This is a genomic window from Xanthomonas chitinilytica, from assembly GCF_026107455.2.
GTDB lineage: Bacteria > Pseudomonadota > Gammaproteobacteria > Xanthomonadales > Xanthomonadaceae > Stenotrophomonas > Stenotrophomonas chitinilytica.
Genome location: NZ_JAPCHY010000010.1, coordinates 120,447 through 143,481 on the forward strand (window position 1 = coordinate 120,447; position 23,035 = coordinate 143,481).

Consider the following 23,035-nt stretch of genomic DNA (forward strand, 5'->3'; position numbering starts at 1 on the left):
ACATGCAGCAGTACGACATCGACAGTGTGGTGCCGCATCGCGGCACGATGCGCCTGGTCGACCGGGTGCTGGCGTGGGACGACGAATCGGTGGCGGTGGAAGTGACCGTGCCGGGCGACGGCCTGTTCGCCGGCGAGGCCGGCACCCCGGCCTGGGTGGGCGTGGAGTACATGGCGCAGACCATCGCCGCCTGGGCCGGCTGCCGCGCCCGCCGTGCCGGGCGCGAGCCGTCCATCGGCTTCCTGCTGGGCACCCGCCGCTATGTCGCCGAGCAGCCGCATTTCCGTGCCGGCGCGCGGCTGCGGGTGGAGGCGCGCTGCGAGCTGTTGGGCGAAAATGGGCTGGGAATGTTCGCCTGCCGGATCCTGGAAGGCGAAAACGTATTGGCGGTCGCCAACGTGTCGGTGTTCGAACCACCGGACGCGATGGCTTATCTGGAGAGTGGACAGGCATGACAGGGAATCTCACCGTGCTGGTGACGGGGGCCAGCCGCGGCATCGGCCGCGCCGTGGCGCTGCGCGCCGCGCAGGACGGCTTCGACGTGGTGGTGCATTGCCGCAGCCGCGTGCAGGAAGCGCAGGCGGTGGCCGCCGAGATCGTGGCGCTGGGCCGCCAGGCCCGGGTGCTGTGCTTCGACGTGGCCGACCGCGACGCCGCGCGCGCCGCGCTGGAGGCCGATGTCGAGCAGCACGGCGCGTACTACGGCGTGGTCTGCAATGCCGGCATCTCGCGCGACGGCGCGTTCCCGGCGATGAGCGCCGAGGACTGGGACGCGGTCGTGCACACCAACCTGGACGGCTTCTACAACGTGCTGCATCCGCTGGTGATGCCGATGGTGCGCCGGCGCAAGCCCGGCCGCATCGTCACCCTGTCCTCGGTGTCCGGGCTGGTCGGCAACCGCGGCCAGACCAACTACAGCGCGGCCAAGGCCGGCATCATCGGCGCCACCAAGGCGCTGGCGCTGGAACTGGCCAGCCGCGCGATCACCGTCAACTGCGTGGCGCCGGGGCTGATCGACACCGAGATGGTCAGCGGCGAGGTCGCCGACCACGCGCTCAAGCTGATCCCGGCCGGTCGCCTGGGGCGCCCGGAGGAAGTGGCCGCGGCGGTATCGTTCCTGCTGTCCGAGCAGGCCGGCTACGTCACCCGCCAGGTGATCTCGGTCAACGGCGGGCTGGTCGGATGAGCGGCATGACCGAACGACGCGTCGCCGTCACCGGCGCCTCGGCCATCAGCCCGCTGGGGCAGGACTGGCCGACCATCCGCGCGCACCTGCGCAGCGGCCGCAACGCCGTGCGCTACATGCCCCAGTGGGAGGTCTACGACGGCCTCAACACCCGCCTGGCGGCGCCGGCGCAGGAGTTCGCGCTGCCGCCGCACTACAACCGCAAGACCACCCGCAGCATGGGCCGGGTGGCGGTGATGTCGGTGCGTGCCACCGAGCTGGCGCTGGAGCAGGCCGGCCTGCTCGGCCACCCGGTACTGCGCAGCGGCATGACCGGCGTGGCCTACGGTTCCTCGTCCGGCAGCCACGAGGCCACCGCCGAATTCGGGCGCATGCTCAACGAGCACACCACCGAAGGCATCAGCGCCACCACCTACCTGAAGATGATGAGCCACACCTCGCCGGTGAACATCGGCGTGTTCTTCGGCCTATCCGGGCGCGTGTACACCACTTCCAGCGCCTGCACCTCCGGCAGCCAGGGCGTGGGCTCGGCCTACGAGGCGATCCGCAGCGGCAAGCAGACGGTGATGGTGGCCGGCGGCGCCGAGCAGCTGGACGCCACCGCCGCGGCGGTGTTCGACACCCTGTTCGCCACCAGCGTGCGCAACGACGCCCCGCACACCACTCCCAGCCCGTTCGCCGCCGACCGCGACGGCCTGGTGCTGGGCGAGGGCGCCTGCAGCCTGATCCTGGAGGACCTGGAGCACGCGCAGGCGCGCGGCGCCACGATCCTGGCCGAGGTGGTGGGCTACGGCACCAACAGCGACGGCCAGCACGTCACCCAGCCCAGCACCGACACCATGGCCCAGGCCATGCGCCTGGCGCTGGCCGATGCCGGGCTGCAGCCGCGGCAGATCGGCTACGTCAACGCCCACGGCACCGCCACCGACCACGGCGACGTCGCCGAGACCCAGGCCACCGCGCAGGTGTTCGGCAACGACATGCCGATCAGCTCGCTGAAGAGCTACGTCGGCCACATGCTCGGCGCCTGCGGCGCGTTCGAGGCCTGGCTGAGCATCGAGATGATGCGCGAAGGCTGGTTCGCGCCGACCCTGAACCTGAACCAGGTGGACCCGCGCTGCGCGCCGCTGGACTACATTGCCGGCGACGGCCGCCAGCTGCGGGCCGAGTACGTGATGAGCAACAACTTCGCCTTCGGCGGCATCAACACCTCGTTGATCTTCCGCCGCTGGCCCGAGTGATCCACCTGCCTGCGTTCCACCCCGTACCCCAACAAGGAGAAGTTCCATGCGCCGTTTTGCCCTGATCGCCACCGCCGCCGCCCTGCTGGCCGCGTCCGCCACCGCCTCGGCGCGCGATACCCGCGTCGAGCTGCCGCTGCAGGACCTGATCAACTCCCCGCAGGCCCGCGAGGCCGGCATCGACGGCAGTGTCCGCTTCTACCTGGCCGGCGCGCGCACCCCGGCGGTGGCGCAGCGCCTCGGCGAGGACGTGACCAACAAGAAGACCAACGCCGCCAACAAGTCCGACGTGGAAGCCTGCAACTGGGTGGCGCTGTCGGCGCTGCGCGCGCTGCAGGACGGCGCCAAGGCGCGCGGCGCCAACGCCGTGGTCGACCTCGTCAGCTACTACAAGAAGAACGAGTTCAAGAGCGCCACCAACTTCGAATGCTATGCCGGCGCCATCCTCGCCGGCGTCGCGCTCAAGGGCACCTACGCCAAGGTCAGGTGAGCCCTGCGCCGCCGCCTGCGGGCGGCGGTCGATGCGTGCGTGTGAAGGCCGTCATCGCCGCATGCCGGCTTTCGCATTGATGAACATGAACCTGCCGCGGCGTGTACGGACGGGCTTCCGGCCGCCTGCGGCGCTTCCGCCGGTGGCGCAATTCCGACACAATCGCTGCACTCCCATGCAGGGCAAAGCCCGCGGGCATGCAAGCCTACGTCTACAAAAGCCAACGCAAGCAGGACACCTACGTCTACCTCGCCAAACGCGACGATTTCAGCCGGCTGCCGCCGACGCTGAACGCGTCGCTGGCGCCGTTCGCGTTCGTGCTGGAAGTGGCGTTGACTCCCGAGCGCCGCCTGGCCCGGGCCGATGCCGCGCAGGTGCGCGTCGACCTGGTCGAGCGCGGCTTCCACCTGCAACTGCCGCCACCGCCGGTCGCGCCGGTGCCGATGCCGCGACGCGATGACTGATTCCGCGCGTTCCCGTGCCATTGCCGCGGTCGCCGTCGCCGGCGTGCTGCTGGCGCTGGGCGCCGCGTTCGGCGGCATCGCCGCGGCGCTGGGCGGCTGGCTGGCGCAGCCGGCGTTCGCGCTGGCGGTGTCGTGGCTGCGCCGCAGCCGCCGGCCGCAACCGCTGGCGCAGGTGCTGAAGCAGGATCTACCGCCGCTGCTGCTGCTGTGGGCCGCCGGTCCGTTGCTGCTGGCCGCGCTGGTGGCCTGGCCGCTGGCGGCGCTGCGCGACAGCGGCAGCCTGGCCGCGGCGATGGCGATGAGCGTGGCGGTCAGCGTCGCGTTGCTGGCGCTGTGGCGCAGCTGGCCGCTGTGGCACGAGCTCGAACGCGACGGCGGCCCGCTGGTCGCGCACTGGCAGGCACTGGCCGGCCGCGACGTGCAGTCCTGGCGCGGGCTGGGCGTGGCGGCGCTGGTGCTGCTGGCCAGCGCCACCGTGGTGCTGCCGGCCTGGCCGGGGCTGGTCGCCGATTTCGCGCGCTGGCCGCTGGCGGCGGCCTGCGTGGTCCTGGCTGCGCTGGCGCACTTCCTGCTGCAGCGGGTGCAACCGGCGCCGCGGGCGGAACCGCTGCCGGAGCCGGCGTTCGACCCGTTCGCCGAGATGTCCGAGCCGTTGCCGCTGGAGCCGATCGCCAACCACGAGCTGGTCCCGGCGCTGTACGAGGCCGCCCGCGGCGGCCGCGTCGACCGCGCCCTGCAGCTGCTGGAAGCCGGCGCCGACGCGCAGGCGCTGCCGGCGCCGGACTGGCGCGACCAGCGCAGCCTGGCGGTGCTGGCCGCGGTGCTGCCGGACCTGCGCCTGCTGCGCGCGCTGATCGGCCGCGGCGTCGACGTCAACCAGCCGCACCGCGGCATGACCCCGCTGCTGGCCGCGACCCGCGACAGCTGGCACGGCCGGCCGGAAGCGGTGATGACGCTGCTGGCCAACGGCGCCGACTCGCGCGCGGCCGATGCCGACGGCAACACCCCGCTGCACCACGCCGCCCGCAGCTCCGACCCGGGCGTGGCCGCGCTGCTGCGCGACGCCGCCGCCGAGGTCGATGCGCTCAACAACGACGGCCAGAGCCCGCTGGCGCTGGCCTGCCAGGCCGGCAACTGGCGCCTGGCCAGGTTCCTGCTGGAGCGTGGCGCCAAGCCCGAGCCGGCCGACGGCGTGCCGGTGCTGCTGGCCGCGGCCGGCACCGAGGAGGACGATCCGGCCGGGGTGCAGCTGCTGCTCAAGCACAAGGCACGGCTGGACGCACGCGACCGCCAGCGCCGCAGCGCGCTGCACGAGGCGGTGCAGGCCGGTCACGTGGGCATCATCGACGTGCTGCTCGATGCCGGCGCCAACCTGGAAGCGCGCGACGCGCTGGCGCGCACGCCATGGCTGGAGGCCGCCCGCCATGCCCGCGGCGACGTGCTCGAACACCTGCTGGTGCATCGCCCGGACGTGACCGCGGTGGATGTCGAAGGCCGCAACGCGGTGCTGCTGGCGTGCGCCGCCGAGCGCGTGTCGGTGGCGCTGGTGCGGCGCCTGCTGGAACTGGGCATCGCCGCCGACGCCAGCGATGCCTCCGGCCGCCGCGCGGTCGACTTCGCCGCCGGGGCCGGCCGCTGGGGCATCGTCTCGCTGCTGGACCCGGACTATCCGTTGCCGGCCGCGGTCAGCGACGTGCAGACGCAGGCCGCGGGCAGCGACGACGACGGCGGCGCCGCACCATTGCCCGACCGGCCGCCGCTGGCGCTGCTGCGCGAAGCGCTGGGCTTCGGCAATTTCGACGGCATGGCGCCGCTGGCGCGACTGTGTGCGGCCGACGAACTCGGCAGCCTGCTGCACGACCCGCAACTGGCGCTGCAGCCGGCCGCGGTGGACTGGCTGCTGGCGCAGGGCGCCGATCCCGAAGTGCTCGATGCCTGCGGCGACACCCCGATGTTCGCGCTGCTGTCGCGCGGCGTGGACGCCTTGCCGACCCTGCAGGTACTGCTGCGCCGCGGCGTTTCGCCGGCCGGCCGCGGCGGCCTGGCGCGGCTGCTCGCCGCCTGCGTGCAGCACGACCACGCCTCGCGCGGCATGGAGCAGTTCGCGCTGGAACTGCTCGAGCGCGGCGCCGATCCGTTCGCCGCTTCCCCGGCCGGCGACCCGCCGTTGTCGCTGGCGGTGCGGCTGGGTTGGCTGAAGCTGCAGCAGTGGCTGCTGGAGCACGGCGCCGACCGCGAAGCGCGCGACAGCCACGGCATGACCGCCCTGCACCTGGCCACCGCGCTGGCGCGCGAAGCCTCGTTGAAGCTGCTGGTGCAGCAGGGTGCCTCGCCCGAGGCGCGTGCCGCCGACGGCCAGACCCCGCTGGGGGTGGCGCTGTCGATCGGCCGCCGCGACCTGGCCGACTGGCTCGACTGGCGGGTGTGGACGCTGCCGCGGCGGCCGCTGCGCGCCGCCGACGTACCGGCCGCGGCGATGGCCGGCGATGCCGACGCGGTGCGGCGCCTGATCGATCTCGGCCTGCCGGTCGACGCCACCGACGCGCAGGGCTGTACCGGCCTGCTGCGTGCGGCCGGCGGCGGCCACCTGGCCGCGGTCGACCTGCTGCTGGCCCGCGGTGCCGACCCGCAACATGCCGCCAGCAGCGGCGCCACGCCGTTGTCGGCGGCGGTGAGCATGCGCCAGACCGACATCGTCTCGGCCCTGCTCGATGCCGGCGCCCAGCTCGAACACCGCCTGCCCGGCGGCGTCACCGTACTGATGCTGGCCGCCGCGCTGGGCCTGCCGGACATCGTCGCGCGCCTGCTCACCGCCGGCGCCGACGTGCATGCCGGCGACGCGCAGCAGCTGGTGCCGTTGCACTGCGCGGCGCTGTACGGCTTCACCGCCCGCGACCGCTCGCGCCTGCTGGCGTTGCTGGACACGCTGCTGCTGGCCGGCGCCGAGCCGGATCCGGTGGCGGCCGGCTCGGTGACGCCGCTGCTGCTGCTGCTCGGCGCCCGCGCCGAGCCGGGCACCGCCTGCGACGAGCAGGTGGTGCTGGCCGGCGTGGAACGCCTGCTGGACGAGGACGTGGCGCTGGACGTGCGCGATCCGCGCGGCTTCGGCCCGCTGCACCTGGCCGCGCTGCACGGGCTGTCGACGCTGGTGCAGTGCCTGAAGCGCGCCGGTGCCGACCCGGACATGCGCGATGCACTGGGCCGCACCCCGCGCGAGATCGCGGTGATGCGCGGCTTCATCGACGTCGCCGGCGAATTCGAACCGGCGCTGCCGGGCGTGGCGTCGATGGCCCGTTTCCTGCGCGACAACCGCTGATCGCCGGATCTCCCGCGGGCGTCCGCCAAGCGGATGCCCGCCAAGCGTGAACGTGGACCCCGCCGGCCAGCGCCGGAAGGTTGACCCCGTGCGCCTCCCGGTCCAGACTGCGCGCCGCTGCCGGCGCCCCTGCGCTGTCGGCAGTACACCCCTCCGGAGTCCCCGACCCATGTCCAGCGACAGTAGAAGTCGACCTTGCTCGACGCCAGCGATGGCCACCGCCTGACACGGGTCGGTTCGCCAGCGTTGGCGTCGCGCGATGCGACCCAGACAGGCGAACACGATGAACCAGAAAGACCTGCTGTGCCCGGTGGCCGATGCCGCCACCCTGAGCGCGCCCCTGGCGAATTTCAACACCGCCGATGCGGTGGAATACCTCAACACCCTGGAGCTGGCGCGCGCCGCCGACATCCTGGCCGCGCTGCCGTTGCCGCGCGCGGTGAAGATGCTCGAACAGCCCGAACTCGAGCGCGGCGGCGAGCTGGTCGCGGCGCTGCCGCCGGCCCGCGCCGCGGCGCTGCTCGGGTCGATGGCCGACGACCGCGCCACCGACATCGTCCACGAGCTGGACGAGGACGAGCGCGCACGGCTGATCCCGCTGCTGAGCGCGGAGGCGCGGCAGTCGATCCAGCAGCTGCTGGGCTACCCGGCCAACACCGCCGGCAGCCTGATGACCACCGAGTTCGTCAGCGTGCCGGCGGACTGGACCGTCGGCCGCACCCTGCAGCACATCCGCGAGGTCGAGCGCAGCCGCGAGACCGTCTACGCGATCTACGTGCTCGACCCGCACAGCCGCGCGCTGCTGCAGGTGGTGACCATGCGCCGGCTGATCACCGGCGCGCCGGAAGACCCGATCCTGGACGTGGCCCAGGTCAATCCGCCGGTCGCCGTCGACGCCCTGCTCGACCAGGAAGAGGTGGCGCGGCTGATCCGCCGCCACGACCTGCTGGCGATCCCGGTGGTCGACGCGCAGCGGCACGTGCTGGGCATCGTCACCGTCGACGACATCCTCGACGCGCTGATCGAGGAGTCCACCGAGGACGTGCACAAGTTCGGCGGCATGGAGGCGCTGGACAAGCCGTACATGCGCATCGGCTTCTTCGAGATGATCCGCAAGCGCGGCGGCTGGCTCAGCGTGCTGTTCCTGGGCGAGATGCTCACCGCCAGCGCGATGCAGCACTACGAGGAGGAACTGGCGCGCGCGGTGGTGCTGACGCTGTTCATCCCGCTGATCATGAGCTCGGGCGGCAACTCCGGTTCGCAGGCGACCTCGCTGCTGATCCGCAGCCTGGCGCTGCGCGAGCTGCGCCTGCGCGACTGGTGGAAGGTGGCGCTGCGCGAGCTGCCGACCGGCCTGCTGCTGGGCGGCATCCTCGGCGCGCTGGCGATCGTGCGCATCGCGGTGTGGCAGCTGGGCGGCCTGCACGACTACGGCGAGCACTGGCAGCTGCTGGCGCTGACCATCGGCGCGGCGCTGGTGGGCATCGTCACCTTCGGTTCGCTGTCCGGCTCGATGCTGCCGTTCGTGCTCAAGCGCCTGGGCTTCGACCCGGCCAGCGCCTCGGCGCCGTTCGTGGCCACGCTGGTGGACGTGACCGGGCTGGTGATCTATTTCAGCATCGCCGCGGCGATCCTCGGCGGCACGCTGCTGTAGCCGGCGGGCATCGCCGGACTTGCGCCGGATCATGCCGCCGGCAGCGCACTGCGTGTACCGTGTGCGCAGGCGCCACAACCCGCGTTCGACCATGAGCATCTACCACCTGCAGTCCGTGTTCCGCCCGCAGTCGGTCGCCGTGATCGGCGGCAGCCCGCGCGAACGTTCGGCCGGGCGCGCGGTGGTGCGCAACCTGCGCGCAGGCGGTTTCAGCGGGCAGATCGGCTGGGTCAACCCGCGCCACGGCGAGATCGACGGCATCCGCACGGTGCGCAAGCTCGCCGACCTGGCCTGGGTGCCGGACCTGGTGGTGATCACCGCGCCGGCGGCGATCGTGCCGCAGGTGGTGGCCGCGGCCGCCGAACGCGGCGTGGCCGCGGCCATCATCCTCACCGCCGGCCTCGGCGAGGGGCCGGGCTCGTTCGCCGCGCAGGTGGAGGCGGCCGCGCGCGCCAAGGGCCTGCGCATCCTCGGCCCGCACTGCCTGGGGGTGATCGCGCCGCATGCGCGGCTCAACGCCAGCATCGCCGCGCACTGCCCGCAGGCCGGCGACCTGGCGCTGATCTCCGAATCCAGCGCCATCGCCGCGGCGCTGGTGGAATGGGGCGTGGCGCGCTCGGTCGGGTTCTCGGCGGTGGTGTCGCTGGGCGATGCGCTGGACGTGGATTTCGGCGACCTGCTCGACTACTTCGCCACCGACTACCGCACCCGCGCGATCCTGCTGTACGTCGAGCACATCCGCGACGCGCGCAAGTTCATGTCCGCCGCGCGCGCCGCCGCGCGCGCCAAGCCGGTGGTGGTGGTCAAGTCCGGCCGCGACGCGAGCCCCAACCCCAATGCCGAAACCCACGTGCAGGCGCTGGCCGCCTCCGACGCGGTGTACGGCGCCGCCTTCAACCGCGCCGGCCTGCTGCGGGTGAACGCGCTGGACGAACTGTTCGCCGCGGCCGAGACCCTGGGCCGGCTGGGTACCTTCCCCGGACGCCGGTTGGCCATCCTCAGCAACGGCGGCGGCGTCGGCCGGCTGGCGGTGGACCAGCTGGCGGCGCTGGGCGGCACCCTGGCCGAACTGTCGCCGGCCACGGTGGAACGGCTGGACGCGGCGCTGCCGCAGGGCTGGTCGCGCGGCAATCCGGTGGACATCGTGGTCGACGCCGACGGCGAGCGCTATGCCGCCGCGATCGAGGCGCTGCTGTCCGACCCGGAGAACGACGCGCTGCTGGTGGTCAACGTGCCCACCGCGTTCACCTCCTCGGCCGACGCGGCGCAGGCGCTGACCCGCACCCTGGGCCTGCGCCCGCGCCACCACCGCGACAAGCCGGTGTTCGCGGTGTGGCTGGGCAACGACGACCGCGCCACCGCCACCCTCAACACCGCGCACGTGCCGACCTATGCCACCGAAGCCGACGCGGTGCGCGGCTTCCAGCATTTGGTGCGCTACCGCGAGGCGCAGGCGGCACTGATGGAGACCCCGCCCAGCCTGCCGGCCGACGTGGTGGCCGACGCCGCCGGCGCGCGCGCGCTGGTGGAGGCGGCGCTGGCGGCCGGGCAGGCCTGGCTCGATCCGCTGGCCACCCACCAGCTGCTGGCCGCCTACGGCATCGCCTCGGCGCCGGTGCTGCACGCGCGCGATCCGCACGAGGCGATGGAACTGGCGCAGCCGCTGCTGGAGCGCGGCGCCACCGTGGCGGTGAAGATCCTGTCGGCCGACATCCCGCACAAGTCCGACGTCGACGGCGTGCGCCTGAACCTGGGCACGCTGCAGGCGGTGCACGCGGCGGCCAGTTCGATCCTGGCGCGCGCACGCGAACTGCGCCCGCACGCGCGCATCGACGGCGTGCTGGTGCAGCCCACCGTGGTGCGGCCCAAGGCGCGCGAGCTGATCGCCGGCATCGCCGACGATCCGACCTTCGGCCCGGTGATCGTGTTCGGCCGCGGCGGCACCGCGGTGGAGGTGATCGACGACAAGACCCTGGCATTGCCGCCGCTGGACCTGCGGCTGGCGCACGAGGTGATCGGCCGCACCCGGGTGTCGCGCATCCTCAAGGCCTACCGCGACGTGCCGGCCGCCGACGAGCGCGCGGTGGCGCTGGTGCTGGTCAAGCTGGCGCAGCTGGCCGCCGACCTGCCGGAGGTGCGCGAGCTGGACATCAACCCGCTGCTGGCCGACCGCGACGGCGTGCTGGCGCTGGACGCGCGCGTGGCCATCGCCGCGCCGCGGCGGCTGCACAAGGGCCGCGGCCACCCGCGCTTCGCGATCTTCCCGTACCCGACCGAGTGGGAGCGCAGCATCGAGCTGTCCGACGGCGCGACCGCGTTCGTGCGGCCGGTGCGCCCGGAGGACGACGCGCTGTTCCGCGCCTTCTTCGCCCGCGTCACCGACGAGGACCTGCGGCTGCGCTTCTTCCAGTCGGTCAAGCATTTCAGCCACGAGTTCATCGCGCGCCTGACCCAGCTCGACTACGCGCGCTCGATCGCGCTGGTGGCCATCGACCCCCGCAACGGCGAGATGCTCGGCGCGGTGCGCCTGCATGCCGACGCCGACTACGACCGCGGCGAGTACGGCATCCTGATCCGCTCCGACCTCAAGGGCCACGGCATCGGCTGGAAGCTGATGCAGATCATGATCGAGTACGCCGCCTGGCTGGGATTGAACATGGTCGAAGGCCAGGTGCTGCGCGAGAACAGCACCATGCTGGCGATGTGCCAGAGCCTGGGCTTCAAGGTGAAGCCGGACCCGGACGACCCGACGCTGATGGACGTGACCCTGCCGGTGCGCGCCGGCTGAGCGCGGGCGTCGCGGTGCCGGCAGGGCGACGCGGCGCATCGCGCTCCGTGCCGGGCTCGAGCGGACCGGACGGCAGGTGGCCTTCCAGGAACATCAGGCCGCGGCTGATGGCGCCGAGCTGCTGCCAGAACGTGGTTCGGGTGGTCATGTCTGCTCCTCCGCTTGCGCATCGCTTGGACTTGAATGACATACAAGCTACGTCCATCCTCGGCACGGCAGAAGCGAGACTTGTACAAGCCAGGCTTGAGGAAAATTTGAAATGGGGCGATTGCCGCTGGAGCAGCTGGAGGCGTTCGTGTGCGCCGCGCGGCTGGGCAACCTGACGCGCGCGGCCGAGGCAATGAACCTGACCGTCAGCGCGCTGAGCCACCGCATGCGCCAGCTGGAGCAGCGGATGGGGCAGGTGCTGCTGCAGCGCGGCCCGCGCGGGGTGGCGCTGACGCTGGCCGGCCAGCGCCTGCTCGACGACGTCGGCGAGCCGCTGGACCGCATCGCCCAGGCGCTGCGCCGTCGCGCCACGGTGCCGGGCAACACGGTGACGCTGAGCCTGACCCCGTCGATGGCCAACGCCTGGCTGGTGTCGCGGCTGCCGCAGCTGGTGGCCGCGCATCCGCAGCTGAGCCTGAGCCTGCAGTCCTCCGCGCACCTGGTGGATTTCGAGCGCGAGCCGGTGGACCTGGCGTTGCGCCTGGGGCGGGGCCAGTGGCCCGGCGTGCAGGCCGAGTTCCTGTTCGACGAATGGATCTCGCCGGTGGCCAGCCCGGAGTTGCTGGCCCGGCACGGCAAGGTGCCGCTCGCGCGGCTCGCCGAGCTGCCGTTGCTGGGCGATCCGGGCGGGCGCTGGCCGCAGTGGTTCGCCCGGTTCGGCGGCGAGCCGCCGGCGCGCTACGTCGCCCACCTGGACGACAGCGAGGCGCTGCACCATGCCGCGGCCACCGGCATGGGCGTGGCGCTGGCGCGGCTGACGCTGGCGCAGCCGCTGATCGCGGCCGGCCGGCTGGTACGGCTGACCCGGCGCCGGCTCAAGCCCGACTTTGCCCACTACCTGGTGTATCCCGAACGCAGCCTGCGCCATCCCGGCGCGGTGCTGGTGTGCGACTGGCTGCGCCAGCAGGCCACACGGATGGAGGCGCCGTGAGCGGCCGCCGGAATTGCCGGTGGCGGCCGTGCACGGAAGGGTTTGGCGGGATGCCGGAGCCGGCCGCGATGGGGTTCCGGTCCGTTTCCACCGTCGCGGCACCGGGGCGGTACTGATGCGCCAGCCGCTGCTGTTGCTGCCCGGCCTGCTCAACGACGCCGCGCTGTGGCGCCACCAGATCGCCGGGCTGGCGGACGTGGCCGACTGCCGGGTGGGCGACCTGACCGCGCACGACACGCTGCGGGCGCTGGCCGAGGGCGTGCTGGCGCAGGCGCCGCCGGCGTTCGCCCTGGCCGGGTTCTCGATGGGCGGCTACATCGCCCAGGAAATCCTGCGCATCGCCCCGGAGCGGGTAAGGCGGCTGGCCCTGCTGGATACCTCGTACCGGCCGGATTCGCCCGAGCGCGCCGCGCAGCGCCGGGCGCAGCAGGCCAGCGTGCGCCTGCCCGGTACCTTCCACGGTTTCGGCGAGCGGCTGATGCGCAGCTACATCGACGCTTCGCGCTTGCAGGATCAGGGGCTGGTGGACAGCGTGCGGGCCATGACCACGCGCCTTGGCGCGGAGGTGTTCCTGCGCCAGAGCCGCATCGAACGGGTGGACGGCACCCGCGTGCTGCGCGACTGGCGCGGCCCGGCGCTGGTGGTCTGCGGCCAGAACGATGCGATCACGCCGCTGCCGGTCAGTCGGCAGATGGCGGCGTTGATGCCGCAGTCCACGCTGGTGGTGATCCCCGGTTGCGGACACCTGGCGCCGCTGGAAAAGCCGGAGGAGGTGAACGCGGCGATGCGCGCCTGGCTGCAGGCGGCGGTGGATTGATCCATGGGCGGCGAACCGGCGGCTCGCAGGCGGCCGGTTCGCGCAACCGCCCGCTCAATCCCAGGCCGGAGCGATGCCGTCCGGATTGGCCACCCGCTGCCCGCGGTCCAGCGTCGCGATCGTCGCCATGTCCCCGGCGTCCAGCCGCAGCCCGGCCGCCTCGAGGTTGCCGGCCAGGTTCTCGCGGCGGGTCGATGACGGAATCACCGAGTAGCCCTGCTGCAGCGCCCACGCCAGCGCCACCTGCGCCGGGGTGGCCCGGTGGCGCTCGGCGATGGCCTGGATCGCCGCGTCCTTCAACACCGCGCCATAGGCCAGGCTCATGAACGCGGTGACGTGGATGCCCTGGTCGCGCAGGTACGAGGTCAGCGCACGGTTCTGCAGGTAGGGATGCACCTCGACCTGGTTGGTGGCGATGGCATCGGCGCCAAGGATGTCGATCGCCTGCCGGGTCAGTCCGATGGTGAAGTTGGAAACGCCGATCGCCCGGGTCAGCCCCTGGGCCCTGGCTTCGGCCAGCGCGCCGAGGAACTCGCGCATCGGCACTTCATCGTTGGGCGAGGGCCAGTGGATCAGGGTCAGGTCGACCCGGTCGGTGCGCAGCTTGCGCAGGCTTTCGCGCAGGCTGGCCAGCAGGTCGTCGCGATGGAAGTTGCTGATCCAGATCTTGGTGGTGAGGAACAGCTCGTCGCGGGGCACGCCACCGCTGGCAATGGCCGCGCCGAGGTCGGCTTCGTTGTCGTAGATCTGCGCGGTGTCGAAGGCGCGGTATCCCAGCTCCAGTGCGTTGTGCACGGAGTCGGTGAGGGTCTGGCCCTTCAGGCGGTAGGTGCCAAGGCCAATGGCGGGAACGTTCATCGGGATTCTCCGGGAAGTGATTGCGATGCAGGCTACGCCATGCAGCGCGGACGGGAAGTGGCAGGGCGGCAACGCGCTGTTGCGTCAGTGCGCGGCCACGGCGATGCCGTCGGCACGGTCGTCGATGCCGTCGCGACGATCCAGGCGGCCGCTGAGCGCGGTCAGCGCGAACGCGCCCAGCACCACCAGCGCGCCCAGCCACGGCGTATGCATCAGGCCGATGTGGTCGACCACCAGCCCGCCGAGCGAGGCGCCCAGCGCGATGCCGATGTTGAACGCGGCGATGTTCAGGCCCGAGGCCACGTCGGTGGCCTGCGGCACGAAGCGTTGCGCCTGCTTGACCACATAGACCTGCAGCCCGGGCACGTTGCCGAACGCCACCGCGCCCAGTGCAAGCACGCTCAGCAGCATCAGCCAGGTGTTGTGGGCGGTGAAGGTGAGCGCGAACAGCACCAGTGCCAGCAGGGCGAAGATGCGCTTGAGCGCGGGCACCGGGCCGAGGCGGTCGGCCAGGCGGCCGCCCCACAGGTTGCCGATCGCCACCGAGATGCCGTAGACCAGCAGCACCAGGCCCACCGCGCTGGCGGAAAAGCCGGTCACGTCCTGCAGGATCGAGGCCAGGTAGGTGAAGGAAAGGAACGTGCCGCCGTAACCCAGCGCGGTCATCGCATAGACCAGCAGCAGGCGCGGTTGCGCCAGCACCGCGAACTGCTGGGCGAACCGGGCCGGCGCGCTGCGCGGCAGGCCGCGCGGCACGAACAGCAGGCTGCCGAGCAGCGCCAGCACGCCCAGCGCCGCCACCGCGAGGAAAGTGGCGCGCCAGCCCAGGTGCTGGCCGATGAAGGTTCCCAGCGGCACGCCGGTGACCAGGGCCACGGTCAGGCCGGTGAACATGATGGCGATGGCACTGGCGGCCTTGTCCTTCGGCACCAGCGAGGTGGCGATGATCGAGCCGACCGAGAAGAACACGCCGTGGGCGAGGCCGGTCAGCACCCGGGCGACGATCAGGGAGCCGTAGCCCGGCGCCATCCATGCGACCAGGTTGCCGGCGGTGAACAGCACCATCAGCGCGACCAGCAGCGCCTTGCGCGGCACGCGGCCGGTCAGCGCGGTGAGTACCGGCGCGCCGACCGCCACGCCCAGTGCGTACAGGGAGACCAGCAGGCCGGCCGACGGCAGGCTGACGTGCAGGTCGGCGGCGATGGTCGGGATCAGGCCGACGATGACGAATTCGGTGGTGCCGATGGCGAACGCGCCGAGCGTCAGCGCCAGCAGGGCGAGGGGGATGCCACGGGACATGGGCGTTACCGGTGGGGAGGGGTGGCGCAGTCTGGGCGCCGGACTGTTGCCGAAAAAGCGGCTTTCGCGCCAATGACTATTGATCTAAAGTCAATAGTGATCGACTCCTCGACCGGTACCGGCCATGAGAACCACCCTCGACGAGATGCAGGCCTTCATCGCGGTGATCGATGCGGGCTCGATCACCGCCGCCGCCGAACAGCTGGAGCAGACCACCTCCGGCGTCAGCCGCGCGTTGGCGCGCCTGGAAGAGAAGCTGGGCACCACGCTGCTGACCCGCACCACCCGCCGCCTGCACCTGACCGAGGAGGGCGCGGCGTTCCTGCAGCAGTCGCGTGCGATCGTCGCCGCGGTGGAAGCGGCCGAGGAGCAGATCGCCGCCCGTCGCGAACGTCCGTCCGGCCGGCTGCGCGTGGATGCGGCGATGCCGTTCGTGCTGCACGTGATCGCACCGCTGGTGGCCGGCTACCGCGCCCGATACCCGGAGGTGGCGCTGGAGCTCAACAGCAGCGAGCGCTACATCGACCTGCTGGAACGGCGCACCGACGTCGCCATCCGCATCGGGCCGCTGGCCGATTCCACCCTGCATGCGCGGCCGCTGGCGCACAGCCGCCTGCGGATCCTGGCCAGCCCCGCCTACCTGCAGCAGCACGGGGTGCCGAAGAGCGTGGCGCAGCTGCGCGAGCATGCGCTGCTGGGCTTCAACGAACCGGATTCATTGAACCATTGGCCGGTGCGTGACGAAGACGGCACGCTGCTGCACGTGCGCCCGGCCCTGGCGGTGTCCAGCGGCGAAACCCTGCGCCGGCTGGCGCTGGAGGCGGTCGGCATCGTCTGCCTGTCCGACTTCATGACCGAGCGCGACCGCGCGGCGGGCACGCTGCTGGAAGTGCTGCCGAAACAGACCGTGGAAGTGCGCCAGCCGATCCATGCCGTCTACTACCGCAACACCGCGGTCTCGGCACGGATCAGCTCGTTCCTCGACCATCTGGCGCAGGCATTGGCCAACGCGCCGTTCGCGCGCTGACGGACCGCAAGGCCGCTCCGCTCCGGCGGCTGGAGCATGGCCTGCGCGCGAGCGCGATGCCGGGGCGCAGGCAGGTCGAAGCCGATCGGCCGGAAGCGAGGCAAGCATCCCCATCACCCGCGCGGGAGTCGCTGGCAGACAGCTGGCAACGGAAGCGTCCGCGCTCAGTGATCCGCCTGTTCCTGCTCGGCGTGGTGCCAGGCGTGGCGCACCAGCCAGCGCGCCTCGTCCCACGGTACGGCCAGGGAGGGGGCGTGGCGGTGGTAGCTGTCCTGCAGCACCCGGTAGAGCTGTTCTTCGTTGGCGCGCGGATAAGCCTGGTAGACGTCGTAGCCGATTTCCAGCAGGCGCTGGTAATGGTCGAAGTCGTGGTGGCCAAGCTGGCCGATGGCGTGGACGCCGCGCCAGTAGGCCAGTTCGGCGTCACGGTTGATGCGGCGGCGGGCTGCGGATGTGGTCTGCATGGGTAGGACTCCATTCGCGGGCTACCCCCCTGTCCGGCCGATGCTAATGGCTGCGGCCGGGCGCGTCCAATCGCCGGTTCAGTCCGCCTCGGCGCTGGCCGCGTCCAGCTGCGCGATGTCCTGCGCGTCCAGCGCCAGCGTGGCCGCGGCCAGGATTTCGCGCAGCTGGGCGACGCTGGTGGCGCTGGCGATCGGTGCGGCGATGCCGGGGCGCGCGATCAGCCAGGCCAGCGACACCTGCGCCGGCGTGGCGCGGTGGCGCGAGGCGACGTCGTCGAGCGCGGCGAGGATGCGCAGGCCGCGCGGATTGAGGTACCTGTCCGCCACTTCCTGGCCACGCGCGCTGCTCTTGCCGGCATCCCCGGCGTTGCGGTACTTGCCGCTGAGGAAGCCCCTGGCCAGCGCGTAGTAGCCGATCACGCCCAGCTCCTGTTCGCGTGCCAGCGGCTCCAGTTCGGCCTCGTAGCCGGCGCGGTCGTACAGGTTGTACTCCGGCTGCAGGGTCTCGTAGCGCGGCAACCGGTACTGCTCGGAGACCAGCAGCGCGTCGCGCAGGCGGGTGGCGCTGTAGTTGGAAGCGCCGATGGCGCGCACCTTGCCCTGTTCCACCAGCCGCGCGAACGCGCCCAGGGTTTCCTCCAGCGGCACCGACTCGTCGTCCTCGTGCGCCTGGTACAGGTCGATCGTCTCGACCTGCAGGCGCCGCAGCGAACCTTCCACCGCCTCGGCGATGTTGTCGGCCGACAGTCCCGGCTGTTCGCCCCACTTGCCGACCTTGGTGGCGAGCACCACCTTGTCGCGCTTGCCGCTGCGCTGCAGCCAGCGGCCGATGAGGGTCTCCGACTCGCCGCCCTGGTTGCCCGGCGCCCAGGCCGAGTACACGTCGGCGGTATCGACCAGGTTGAAGCCGGCATCGACGAAGGCGTCGAGCAGGGCGAAGCCGGTCTTCTCGTCGACGTTCCAGCCGAGGACGTTGCCGCCGAAGGCGAGGGGCTTGACCTGCAGGCCGGAACGGCCGAGTTCGCGGGACTGGGACATGGGGGTTCCTCCTTGGGCGCAAGCGACACAGCATAGACGGCACGCCGGCGGATGCCGCGGCGGCCGCCGCGAAAACAGCGTTCCGCGCATTGCCGCGGCGCTAACGGAAATTGAACGGATCGGTCGCGCGATGCTGCGTGCTAGGCTCGCGCCACCAACGATCACGGAGATCCGCCATGCGTATCCGCACCTCACTGGCCTGTGCCTGCCTGCTCGTGCTTTCCCCGGGGGCTTTTGCCGCCCCGGCTTCGACGGCGGCCCCGGCGCAGCAGGAAGCCATCGCCGTCGCGCCGGAACTGCAGGCCGCGGTGGACGGCAGCTGGCGCGACCCGGCCAATGTCGCGCGCGACCGCTACCGCAATCCGGCGCAGACGCTGGCGTTCTTCGGCGTGCAGCCGACCCAGACGGTGGTGGAGATCACCCCCGGCGGCGGTTGGTACGCGGAAATCCTGGCGCCGTACCTGCGCGAAAGCGGCCGCTACGTCGCCGCCGTGGTCGACCCGCTGGCGGTGGCCGAAGGCCGCGGCCGCGACTACCAGCAGCGCAGCCGCGACGGGCTGGAAAAGAAGTTCGCCGATGATCCGGCCCGTTTCGACCGCGCCACCGTGGTGGCCTACGACCCGGCCGCGCCGGTGTTCGGCCAGGCCGGCTCGGCCGACGTGGTGCTGACCTTCCGCAACGTGCACAACTGGCGCAGTGCCGGCCAGGCCGAGGGCATGTTCCGCGGCTTCTTCGAGGTGCTCAAGCCGGGCGGCGTGCTGGGCGTGGTCGAACACCGCGCCGCCGGCGACGTGCCGGCCGACGACAGGAGCGGCTATGTCGGCCAGCAGCAGGTGATCGCGATGGCCGAGGCCGCCGGCTTCGAGCTGGCCGGCAGCAGCGAGGTCAACGCCAACCCGCGCGATACCAAGGATCACCCCAATGGCGTGTGGATGCTGCCGCCGTCCAACAACCATCCGGCGGAAGATGCGGAAAAATATGCGGCCATCGGCGAAAGCGACCGCATGACCCTGCGCTTCGTGAAGCCGCGCCAGGAATGAAGTGAATCGTGGCGCACGTCCGGGCCGCGCTGGCGGCCCACCGCGCCTGCATCCGTTTTGCCCGCAGTCCCTTCGATGCTGATCGCCTTCAACAAGCCGTTCAACGTGCTGTGCCAGTTCACCGACCGCAGCCAGCCGCCGCGGGCGACGCTGGCCGGTTTCGGCCTGCCGTCCGGCGTGTATGCCGCCGGGCGGCTGGACTACGACAGCGAGGGATTGCTGCTGCTCACCGACGATGGCGGGCTGGCGCACCGGCTGACCGATCCGCGCCACAAGCAGCCCAAGACCTACTGGGTGCAGGTGGAAGGCACGCCGGACGAGGAGCAGCTGCGCGCGCTGCGCGAGGGGGTGATGCTCAGCGACGGGCCGACGCTGCCGGCCCGTGTGCAGCGCCTGGAAACACCGCCGGCACTGTGGCCGCGCGATCCGCCGGTGCGCTTCCGCAAGACCGTGCCCGACGCATGGCTGGCGATCACCCTGGGCGAGGGCCGCAACCGCCAGGTACGGCGCATGACCGCGGCGGTGGGCCTGCCGACGCTGCGGTTGGTGCGGGTATCGATGGGGCCGCACGCACTGCAGGAACTGCAGCCGGGGCAGTGGCGGCGGCTGGCGTAGCCGCCGCGTGGGGCGCGGCTCAGGCGTCGCTGCCGATGTCGCTGGTCTCGTCCACGGTGGTGGCGGTGGAGCGATTGGGCGAAATCCGTTGCGCGCTGCCGTTCAGCGGTGCGTTGCGGTCGCGCTGGCGCTTGCGGTAGATGGCGTAGCCGATCAGGCCCACGCCGACCGCGGCCGCGGCGATGGTCACCGCCGGGTTGCGGCGCGCGAACCGGGTGGCGGCCTTGCCGCCGGTCTTGACCGCGCCGATGGCCGCGCCGGTCTTGATCCAGTCGCTGGCCTGCGGGCCCAGGTGGCGCAGGTTGCTGCCGGCGTGGCGGAGGCTGTCGCCGGCGTTGCCGGCAAGTTCGAGGGCGCGTTCCAGCGCTCGGTCGGTGATCACGGTCAGCTTGCTCATGGGGGTGGGGTCCTGGCCTGGGTGAGGGAATGCAGTGTCCTCTGGCCGCCGTATATGGCGCGTTAGATCCATGAATGAACACCGCCGCGCCCCATCGTAGCCACCGGCGCGCGGATCAGGAAGGCAGGGGCTGCCGATCGGTCGCAAGCGTCCGTCGGCTCCGCCGCGGGCCGGTGCCGGGATTGGCTCCGGCCGGGTGCCGGGTCGCGACTGACGTCGCTCCTACAAGGGTTGGGTGCGTTGTAGGAGCGACGTCAGTCGCGACCTTTCCCGGTGGGCCGCGCCGCGCGGACAGCTGCAAGACACGACCGTTGCCACGGGAAGGCATGCCTCACGTCCCGCGCGGTTCTGCACGATGGGTTGCAGGAGCACTCCATGGATCATCCGGCCGCGCCACGCATGACTTTGCAGGCCAGCCCTCGATCACCGTCGCCACGGGTCGGGGACGCATCACGTCCCGCGCGGTTTTGCACGATGGGTTGCGGGAGCACTCCGCGGATCATCCGGCCGCGCCACGCATGACTTTGCAGTCCAGCCCTCGATCACCGTCGCCACGGGAAGGTATGCCTCACGTCCCGCGCGGTTTTGCACGATGGGTCGCGGTAGCACTCCACGGATCATCCGGCCGCGCCACGCATGACTTTGCAGGCCAGCCCTCGATCACCGTCGCCACGGGCCAGGAACGCATCACGTCCCGCGTGGTTTGGCCCTGTGCGTGGCGGTGGCCGTCCAGGGGTCGTCCGGCCACGGATGCTTCGGATACCTCCCCTTCATCTCCTTCTTCACCTCGGCATAGGTGCTTCCCCAGAAGTTCCTCAGGTCGGCGGTGACCTGCAGCGGCTTGCCGCCGGGGGAGAGCAGGTGCAGCAGCAGCGGCACGCGGCCGTCGGCGATGCGCGGGGTGTCGGCCAGGCCGAACAGTTCCTGCAGCTTCACCGCCAGCACCGGCGGGCGCGGGGTGAGGCCGTCGTCGTCCAGCGCGTAGTCGATGCGCCGCTCCATGCCCGAGGGCACGCCGATGCGCACCGGGGCGTGGCGCTCCAGCAGCTGCCGCTGCGCCCACGGCAGCGGCGACTTCAGCGCTTCGCCCAGTTCCTCCTCGCCCAGCGCGTCGAGCCGGGTCTTGCCGGCGAAGGCCGGGCGCAGCCAGTCGTCCAGCGTGGCCAGCAGCGCGGCATCGGACAGGTCGGGCAGTCCCAGCTCCGGCATCCAGTGGCGCAGCGACATCGCCCGCCAGCGCCACTGCCGCAGGCTGTCGGTCCATGGCAGCGCGTCCAGCCCGAGTTCGCGCACCGCCTCGGTCAGTGCCGCGGCGGCGTGCGCCGGATCGACGCGGCCGGCGGGGCGGCTGTCCAGCACGATGCGGTCGAAGCTGGATTCGCGCCGCGCCACCAGGGCGCGCTTCTCCGCATCCCAGCGCACCACGTCCCGCTGCGCGAAACGTTGCGGGAAGTCGGCGCGCAGGCGTGCCTCGTCCACCGGGGCGGCGCGCAGCAGCAGTGCATCCTTGGCCTCGAAGCGCAGCTCGCTGGCCACCAGCCACGGTTCGCCGCGCAGGTCGCTGTTGTCGAACAGGCGCGCGCTGCGGCCGTTGGCCAGCAGGTAGCGCTGCGGGTCGCCGGGATGGCGGGCGGCGATGCGGTCGGGAAAGGCGTGCGCCAGCAGGTCGCCGAGTTCGTGCGCCTCGATCTCGGCCGGCGGCGCGGCTTCGCAGCGCAGGCGCCGCCGCCATTGCTTCGCCGCCGCATCGATGGCGGCCAGCGCGCCGCGGCTGGCATCGTGCGGCACGCGCCCGCCACGGAACGCGGCCAGCGCCCGCCAGCGTGCCGCCAGCGCGTCGCCGCCCTGGCGCAGCGGATCGCGCGCCTCGACCAGCGCCGCCAGGTCCGCGGCCAGCGCCTGCGCGCGGGGTCCCCGGGCCGCCAGCAGCATCGCCGCCAGTCGCGGGTGGGTGCCCAGCGCCAGCATGCGCCGGCCGTCGGCGGTGATCGTGCCGCCGTCGCCGAGCGCGCCCAGCCGCTGCAGCAGCTCGCGTGCGGCGGCCAGCGCACCGGGCGGCGGCGGGTCGACGAAGCGCAGTTCGTCGCTGCCCCAGGCGGCCAGCTCCAATGCCAGCGCCGCCAGTTCGACCTGCGCGATCTCCGGCCGGCGCTGCGCTTCCAGCCGTTGCGACTGCGGCCACAGCCGCCAGGCCCAACCCTCGGCGACGCGGCCGGCGCGGCCGGCGCGCTGGTCGGCCGAGGCCTGCGAGACCGGCACCACGTCCAGCCGCGAGAAGCCGCTGTTGGGGTCGTAGCGCGGCTCGCGCGCCAGCCCGGCGTCGATCACCACGCGCACGCCCGGCAGCGTCACCGAGGACTCGGCGACGTTGGTGGCCAGCACCACGCGCCGCTGGCCGTCGGCGGCGGGTTGCAGCACCTGCGACTGCTGTTCCACCGGCAGTTCGCCGTGCAGCGGCAGCACCGCCACCGCCGGGTCCAGCGACTGCGCCAGCGCCGCCTGCACCCGGGCGATCTCGCGCTGGCCGGGCAGGAACACCAGCACGTCGCCGGGATGCTGGACCAGCGCCTGCTCGACCGCCCGCCGTGCCTGCGCTTCCAGCGCCTCGTCGCGGCGGGCCGGGAAATGCGCGATCTCCACCGGAAAGCCGCGGCCGGCGCTGCTCAACCGCGGCGCCTGGAGGAAGCGGGCCAGCTTCTCGCCGTCCAGCGTGGCCGACATCACCACGATGCGCAGGTCTTCGCGCAGCTGCGACTGCACGTCCAGCGCCAGCGCCAGGCCGAGATCGGCGGCCAGGTGGCGCTCGTGGAACTCGTCGAACAGCAGCGCGCCCACGCCTTCCAGCAGCGGGTCGTCCTGCAGCATCCGGGTCAGGATGCCTTCGGTGACGACCTCGACGCGGGTACGCGCGGAGACTTTGTTCTCGAAGCGGATGCGGTAGCCGACGGTCTCGCCGACCGGCTCGCCGAGCTGGCGCGCCATGAACTGCGCGGCGCTGCGTGCGGCCACCCGGCGCGGTTCCAGCATCACGATCCTGCTGCCTTCCAGCCATGGCGCATCCAGCAGCGCCAGCGGCACGTGGGTGGTCTTGCCGGCGCCGGGCGGGGCTTCGAGCACCAGCCGCGGATGCGCGGCGAGATGGTCGAGGATCTGCGGCAGCAGCGGGGAAATCGGAAAATCGGGGGAGGCCATGCGCGCCAAGG

Annotated in this window: 19 protein-coding genes; 13 read left to right on the forward strand and 6 right to left on the reverse strand. The window is 72.3% G+C overall.

Annotated features, from left to right (window positions below):
- Positions 1-2: 2 nt before the first annotated feature.
- From OK345_RS12360 to OK345_RS12405, 10 genes are all read left to right on the forward strand, one after another.
- Positions 3-455 carry a hotdog family protein gene (locus OK345_RS12360; RefSeq protein ID WP_265128284.1) on the forward strand — a complete coding sequence of 151 codons (453 nt, stop codon included), beginning with the start codon at positions 3-5 and terminating at the stop codon, positions 453-455.
- Positions 452-1,186: a 3-oxoacyl-ACP reductase FabG gene (fabG, locus tag OK345_RS12365; RefSeq protein WP_265128285.1), complete on the forward strand. Its 735-nt coding sequence runs from the start codon at positions 452-454 to the stop codon at positions 1,184-1,186. The genes OK345_RS12360 and fabG overlap by 4 nt, the downstream gene beginning before the upstream one ends.
- Before the next feature lie 5 nt (positions 1,187-1,191).
- On the forward strand, positions 1,192-2,427 hold the full coding sequence (locus OK345_RS12370; protein ID WP_265128286.1) for a beta-ketoacyl-ACP synthase: 1,236 nt from the start codon (positions 1,192-1,194) through the stop codon (positions 2,425-2,427).
- Between the two features lie 46 nt (positions 2,428-2,473).
- Positions 2,474-2,917, forward strand: coding sequence for an excinuclease ATPase subunit (locus tag OK345_RS12375; RefSeq protein WP_265128287.1), 444 nt, complete (start codon positions 2,474-2,476; stop codon positions 2,915-2,917).
- A 197-nt stretch (positions 2,918-3,114) separates the two neighbouring features.
- Complete coding sequence (locus OK345_RS12380) at positions 3,115-3,381, forward strand: YcgL domain-containing protein (RefSeq protein WP_265128288.1); 267 nt, start codon at positions 3,115-3,117, stop codon at positions 3,379-3,381.
- The gene (locus OK345_RS12385) at positions 3,374-6,697 is read left to right on the forward strand and encodes an ankyrin repeat domain-containing protein (RefSeq protein ID WP_265128289.1); all 3,324 of its coding nucleotides are present in this window, start codon (positions 3,374-3,376) and stop codon (positions 6,695-6,697) included. The genes OK345_RS12380 and OK345_RS12385 overlap by 8 nt, the downstream gene beginning before the upstream one ends.
- Before the next feature lie 283 nt (positions 6,698-6,980).
- Positions 6,981-8,351 (forward strand): magnesium transporter, encoded by a 1,371-nt coding sequence (gene mgtE, locus OK345_RS12390; protein WP_265128290.1) that lies wholly within the window; start codon positions 6,981-6,983, stop codon positions 8,349-8,351.
- Positions 8,352-8,442: 91 nt separating this feature from the next.
- Positions 8,443-11,139, forward strand: a complete 2,697-nt coding sequence (locus OK345_RS12395; protein ID WP_265128291.1) for a bifunctional acetate--CoA ligase family protein/GNAT family N-acetyltransferase — start codon at positions 8,443-8,445, stop codon at positions 11,137-11,139.
- Between the two features lie 259 nt (positions 11,140-11,398).
- Positions 11,399-12,277 carry a LysR substrate-binding domain-containing protein gene (locus OK345_RS12400; RefSeq protein ID WP_265128292.1) on the forward strand — a complete coding sequence of 293 codons (879 nt, stop codon included), beginning with the start codon at positions 11,399-11,401 and terminating at the stop codon, positions 12,275-12,277.
- A gap of 28 nt (positions 12,278-12,305) precedes the next feature.
- A complete protein-coding gene (locus OK345_RS12405; protein WP_265128293.1) occupies positions 12,306-13,094 on the forward strand; it encodes an alpha/beta fold hydrolase in 789 nt (262 codons plus the stop codon).
- A 54-nt stretch (positions 13,095-13,148) separates the two neighbouring features.
- Here the strand turns inward: OK345_RS12405 and dkgB are convergent, their stop codons facing one another.
- The gene (gene dkgB / locus OK345_RS12410; protein ID WP_265128294.1) at positions 13,149-13,952 is read right to left on the reverse strand and encodes a 2,5-didehydrogluconate reductase DkgB; all 804 of its coding nucleotides are present in this window, start codon (positions 13,950-13,952) and stop codon (positions 13,149-13,151) included.
- Between the two features lie 84 nt (positions 13,953-14,036).
- A complete protein-coding gene (locus OK345_RS12415; RefSeq protein ID WP_265128295.1) occupies positions 14,037-15,251 on the reverse strand; it encodes an MFS transporter in 1,215 nt (404 codons plus the stop codon).
- A gap of 124 nt (positions 15,252-15,375) precedes the next feature.
- Here OK345_RS12415 and OK345_RS12420 point away from each other — a divergent pair, with 124 nt between their 5' ends.
- Positions 15,376-16,278, forward strand: a complete 903-nt coding sequence (locus OK345_RS12420) for a LysR family transcriptional regulator (protein WP_265128296.1) — start codon at positions 15,376-15,378, stop codon at positions 16,276-16,278.
- A gap of 164 nt (positions 16,279-16,442) precedes the next feature.
- Here OK345_RS12420 and OK345_RS12425 read toward each other — a convergent pair whose 3' ends face one another.
- Both OK345_RS12425 and OK345_RS12430 read right to left on the reverse strand, forming a co-directional pair.
- A complete protein-coding gene (locus OK345_RS12425) occupies positions 16,443-16,742 on the reverse strand; it encodes a hypothetical protein (protein ID WP_265128297.1) in 300 nt (99 codons plus the stop codon).
- 78 nt (positions 16,743-16,820) lie between these two features.
- The gene (locus OK345_RS12430) at positions 16,821-17,780 is read right to left on the reverse strand and encodes an aldo/keto reductase (protein WP_265128298.1); all 960 of its coding nucleotides are present in this window, start codon (positions 17,778-17,780) and stop codon (positions 16,821-16,823) included.
- 176 nt (positions 17,781-17,956) lie between these two features.
- Here OK345_RS12430 and OK345_RS12435 point away from each other — a divergent pair, with 176 nt between their 5' ends.
- Entirely contained in the window at positions 17,957-18,820 is an 864-nt protein-coding gene (locus OK345_RS12435) for a class I SAM-dependent methyltransferase (protein ID WP_265128299.1), read from the forward strand.
- 75 nt (positions 18,821-18,895) lie between these two features.
- Positions 18,896-19,435, forward strand: coding sequence for a pseudouridine synthase (locus tag OK345_RS12440; RefSeq protein ID WP_265128300.1), 540 nt, complete (start codon positions 18,896-18,898; stop codon positions 19,433-19,435).
- Between the two features lie 19 nt (positions 19,436-19,454).
- On the opposite strand, the gene OK345_RS12445 is transcribed toward OK345_RS12440, so the two are convergent.
- Positions 19,455-19,832, reverse strand: coding sequence for a mitochondrial import receptor subunit TOM20 (locus OK345_RS12445; protein WP_265128301.1), 378 nt, complete (start codon positions 19,830-19,832; stop codon positions 19,455-19,457).
- A 687-nt stretch (positions 19,833-20,519) separates the two neighbouring features.
- Positions 20,520-23,024 carry an ATP-dependent helicase HrpB gene (gene hrpB / locus OK345_RS12450; RefSeq protein WP_265128302.1) on the reverse strand — a complete coding sequence of 835 codons (2,505 nt, stop codon included), beginning with the start codon at positions 23,022-23,024 and terminating at the stop codon, positions 20,520-20,522.
- Between the last annotated feature and the right edge of the window lie 11 nt (positions 23,025-23,035).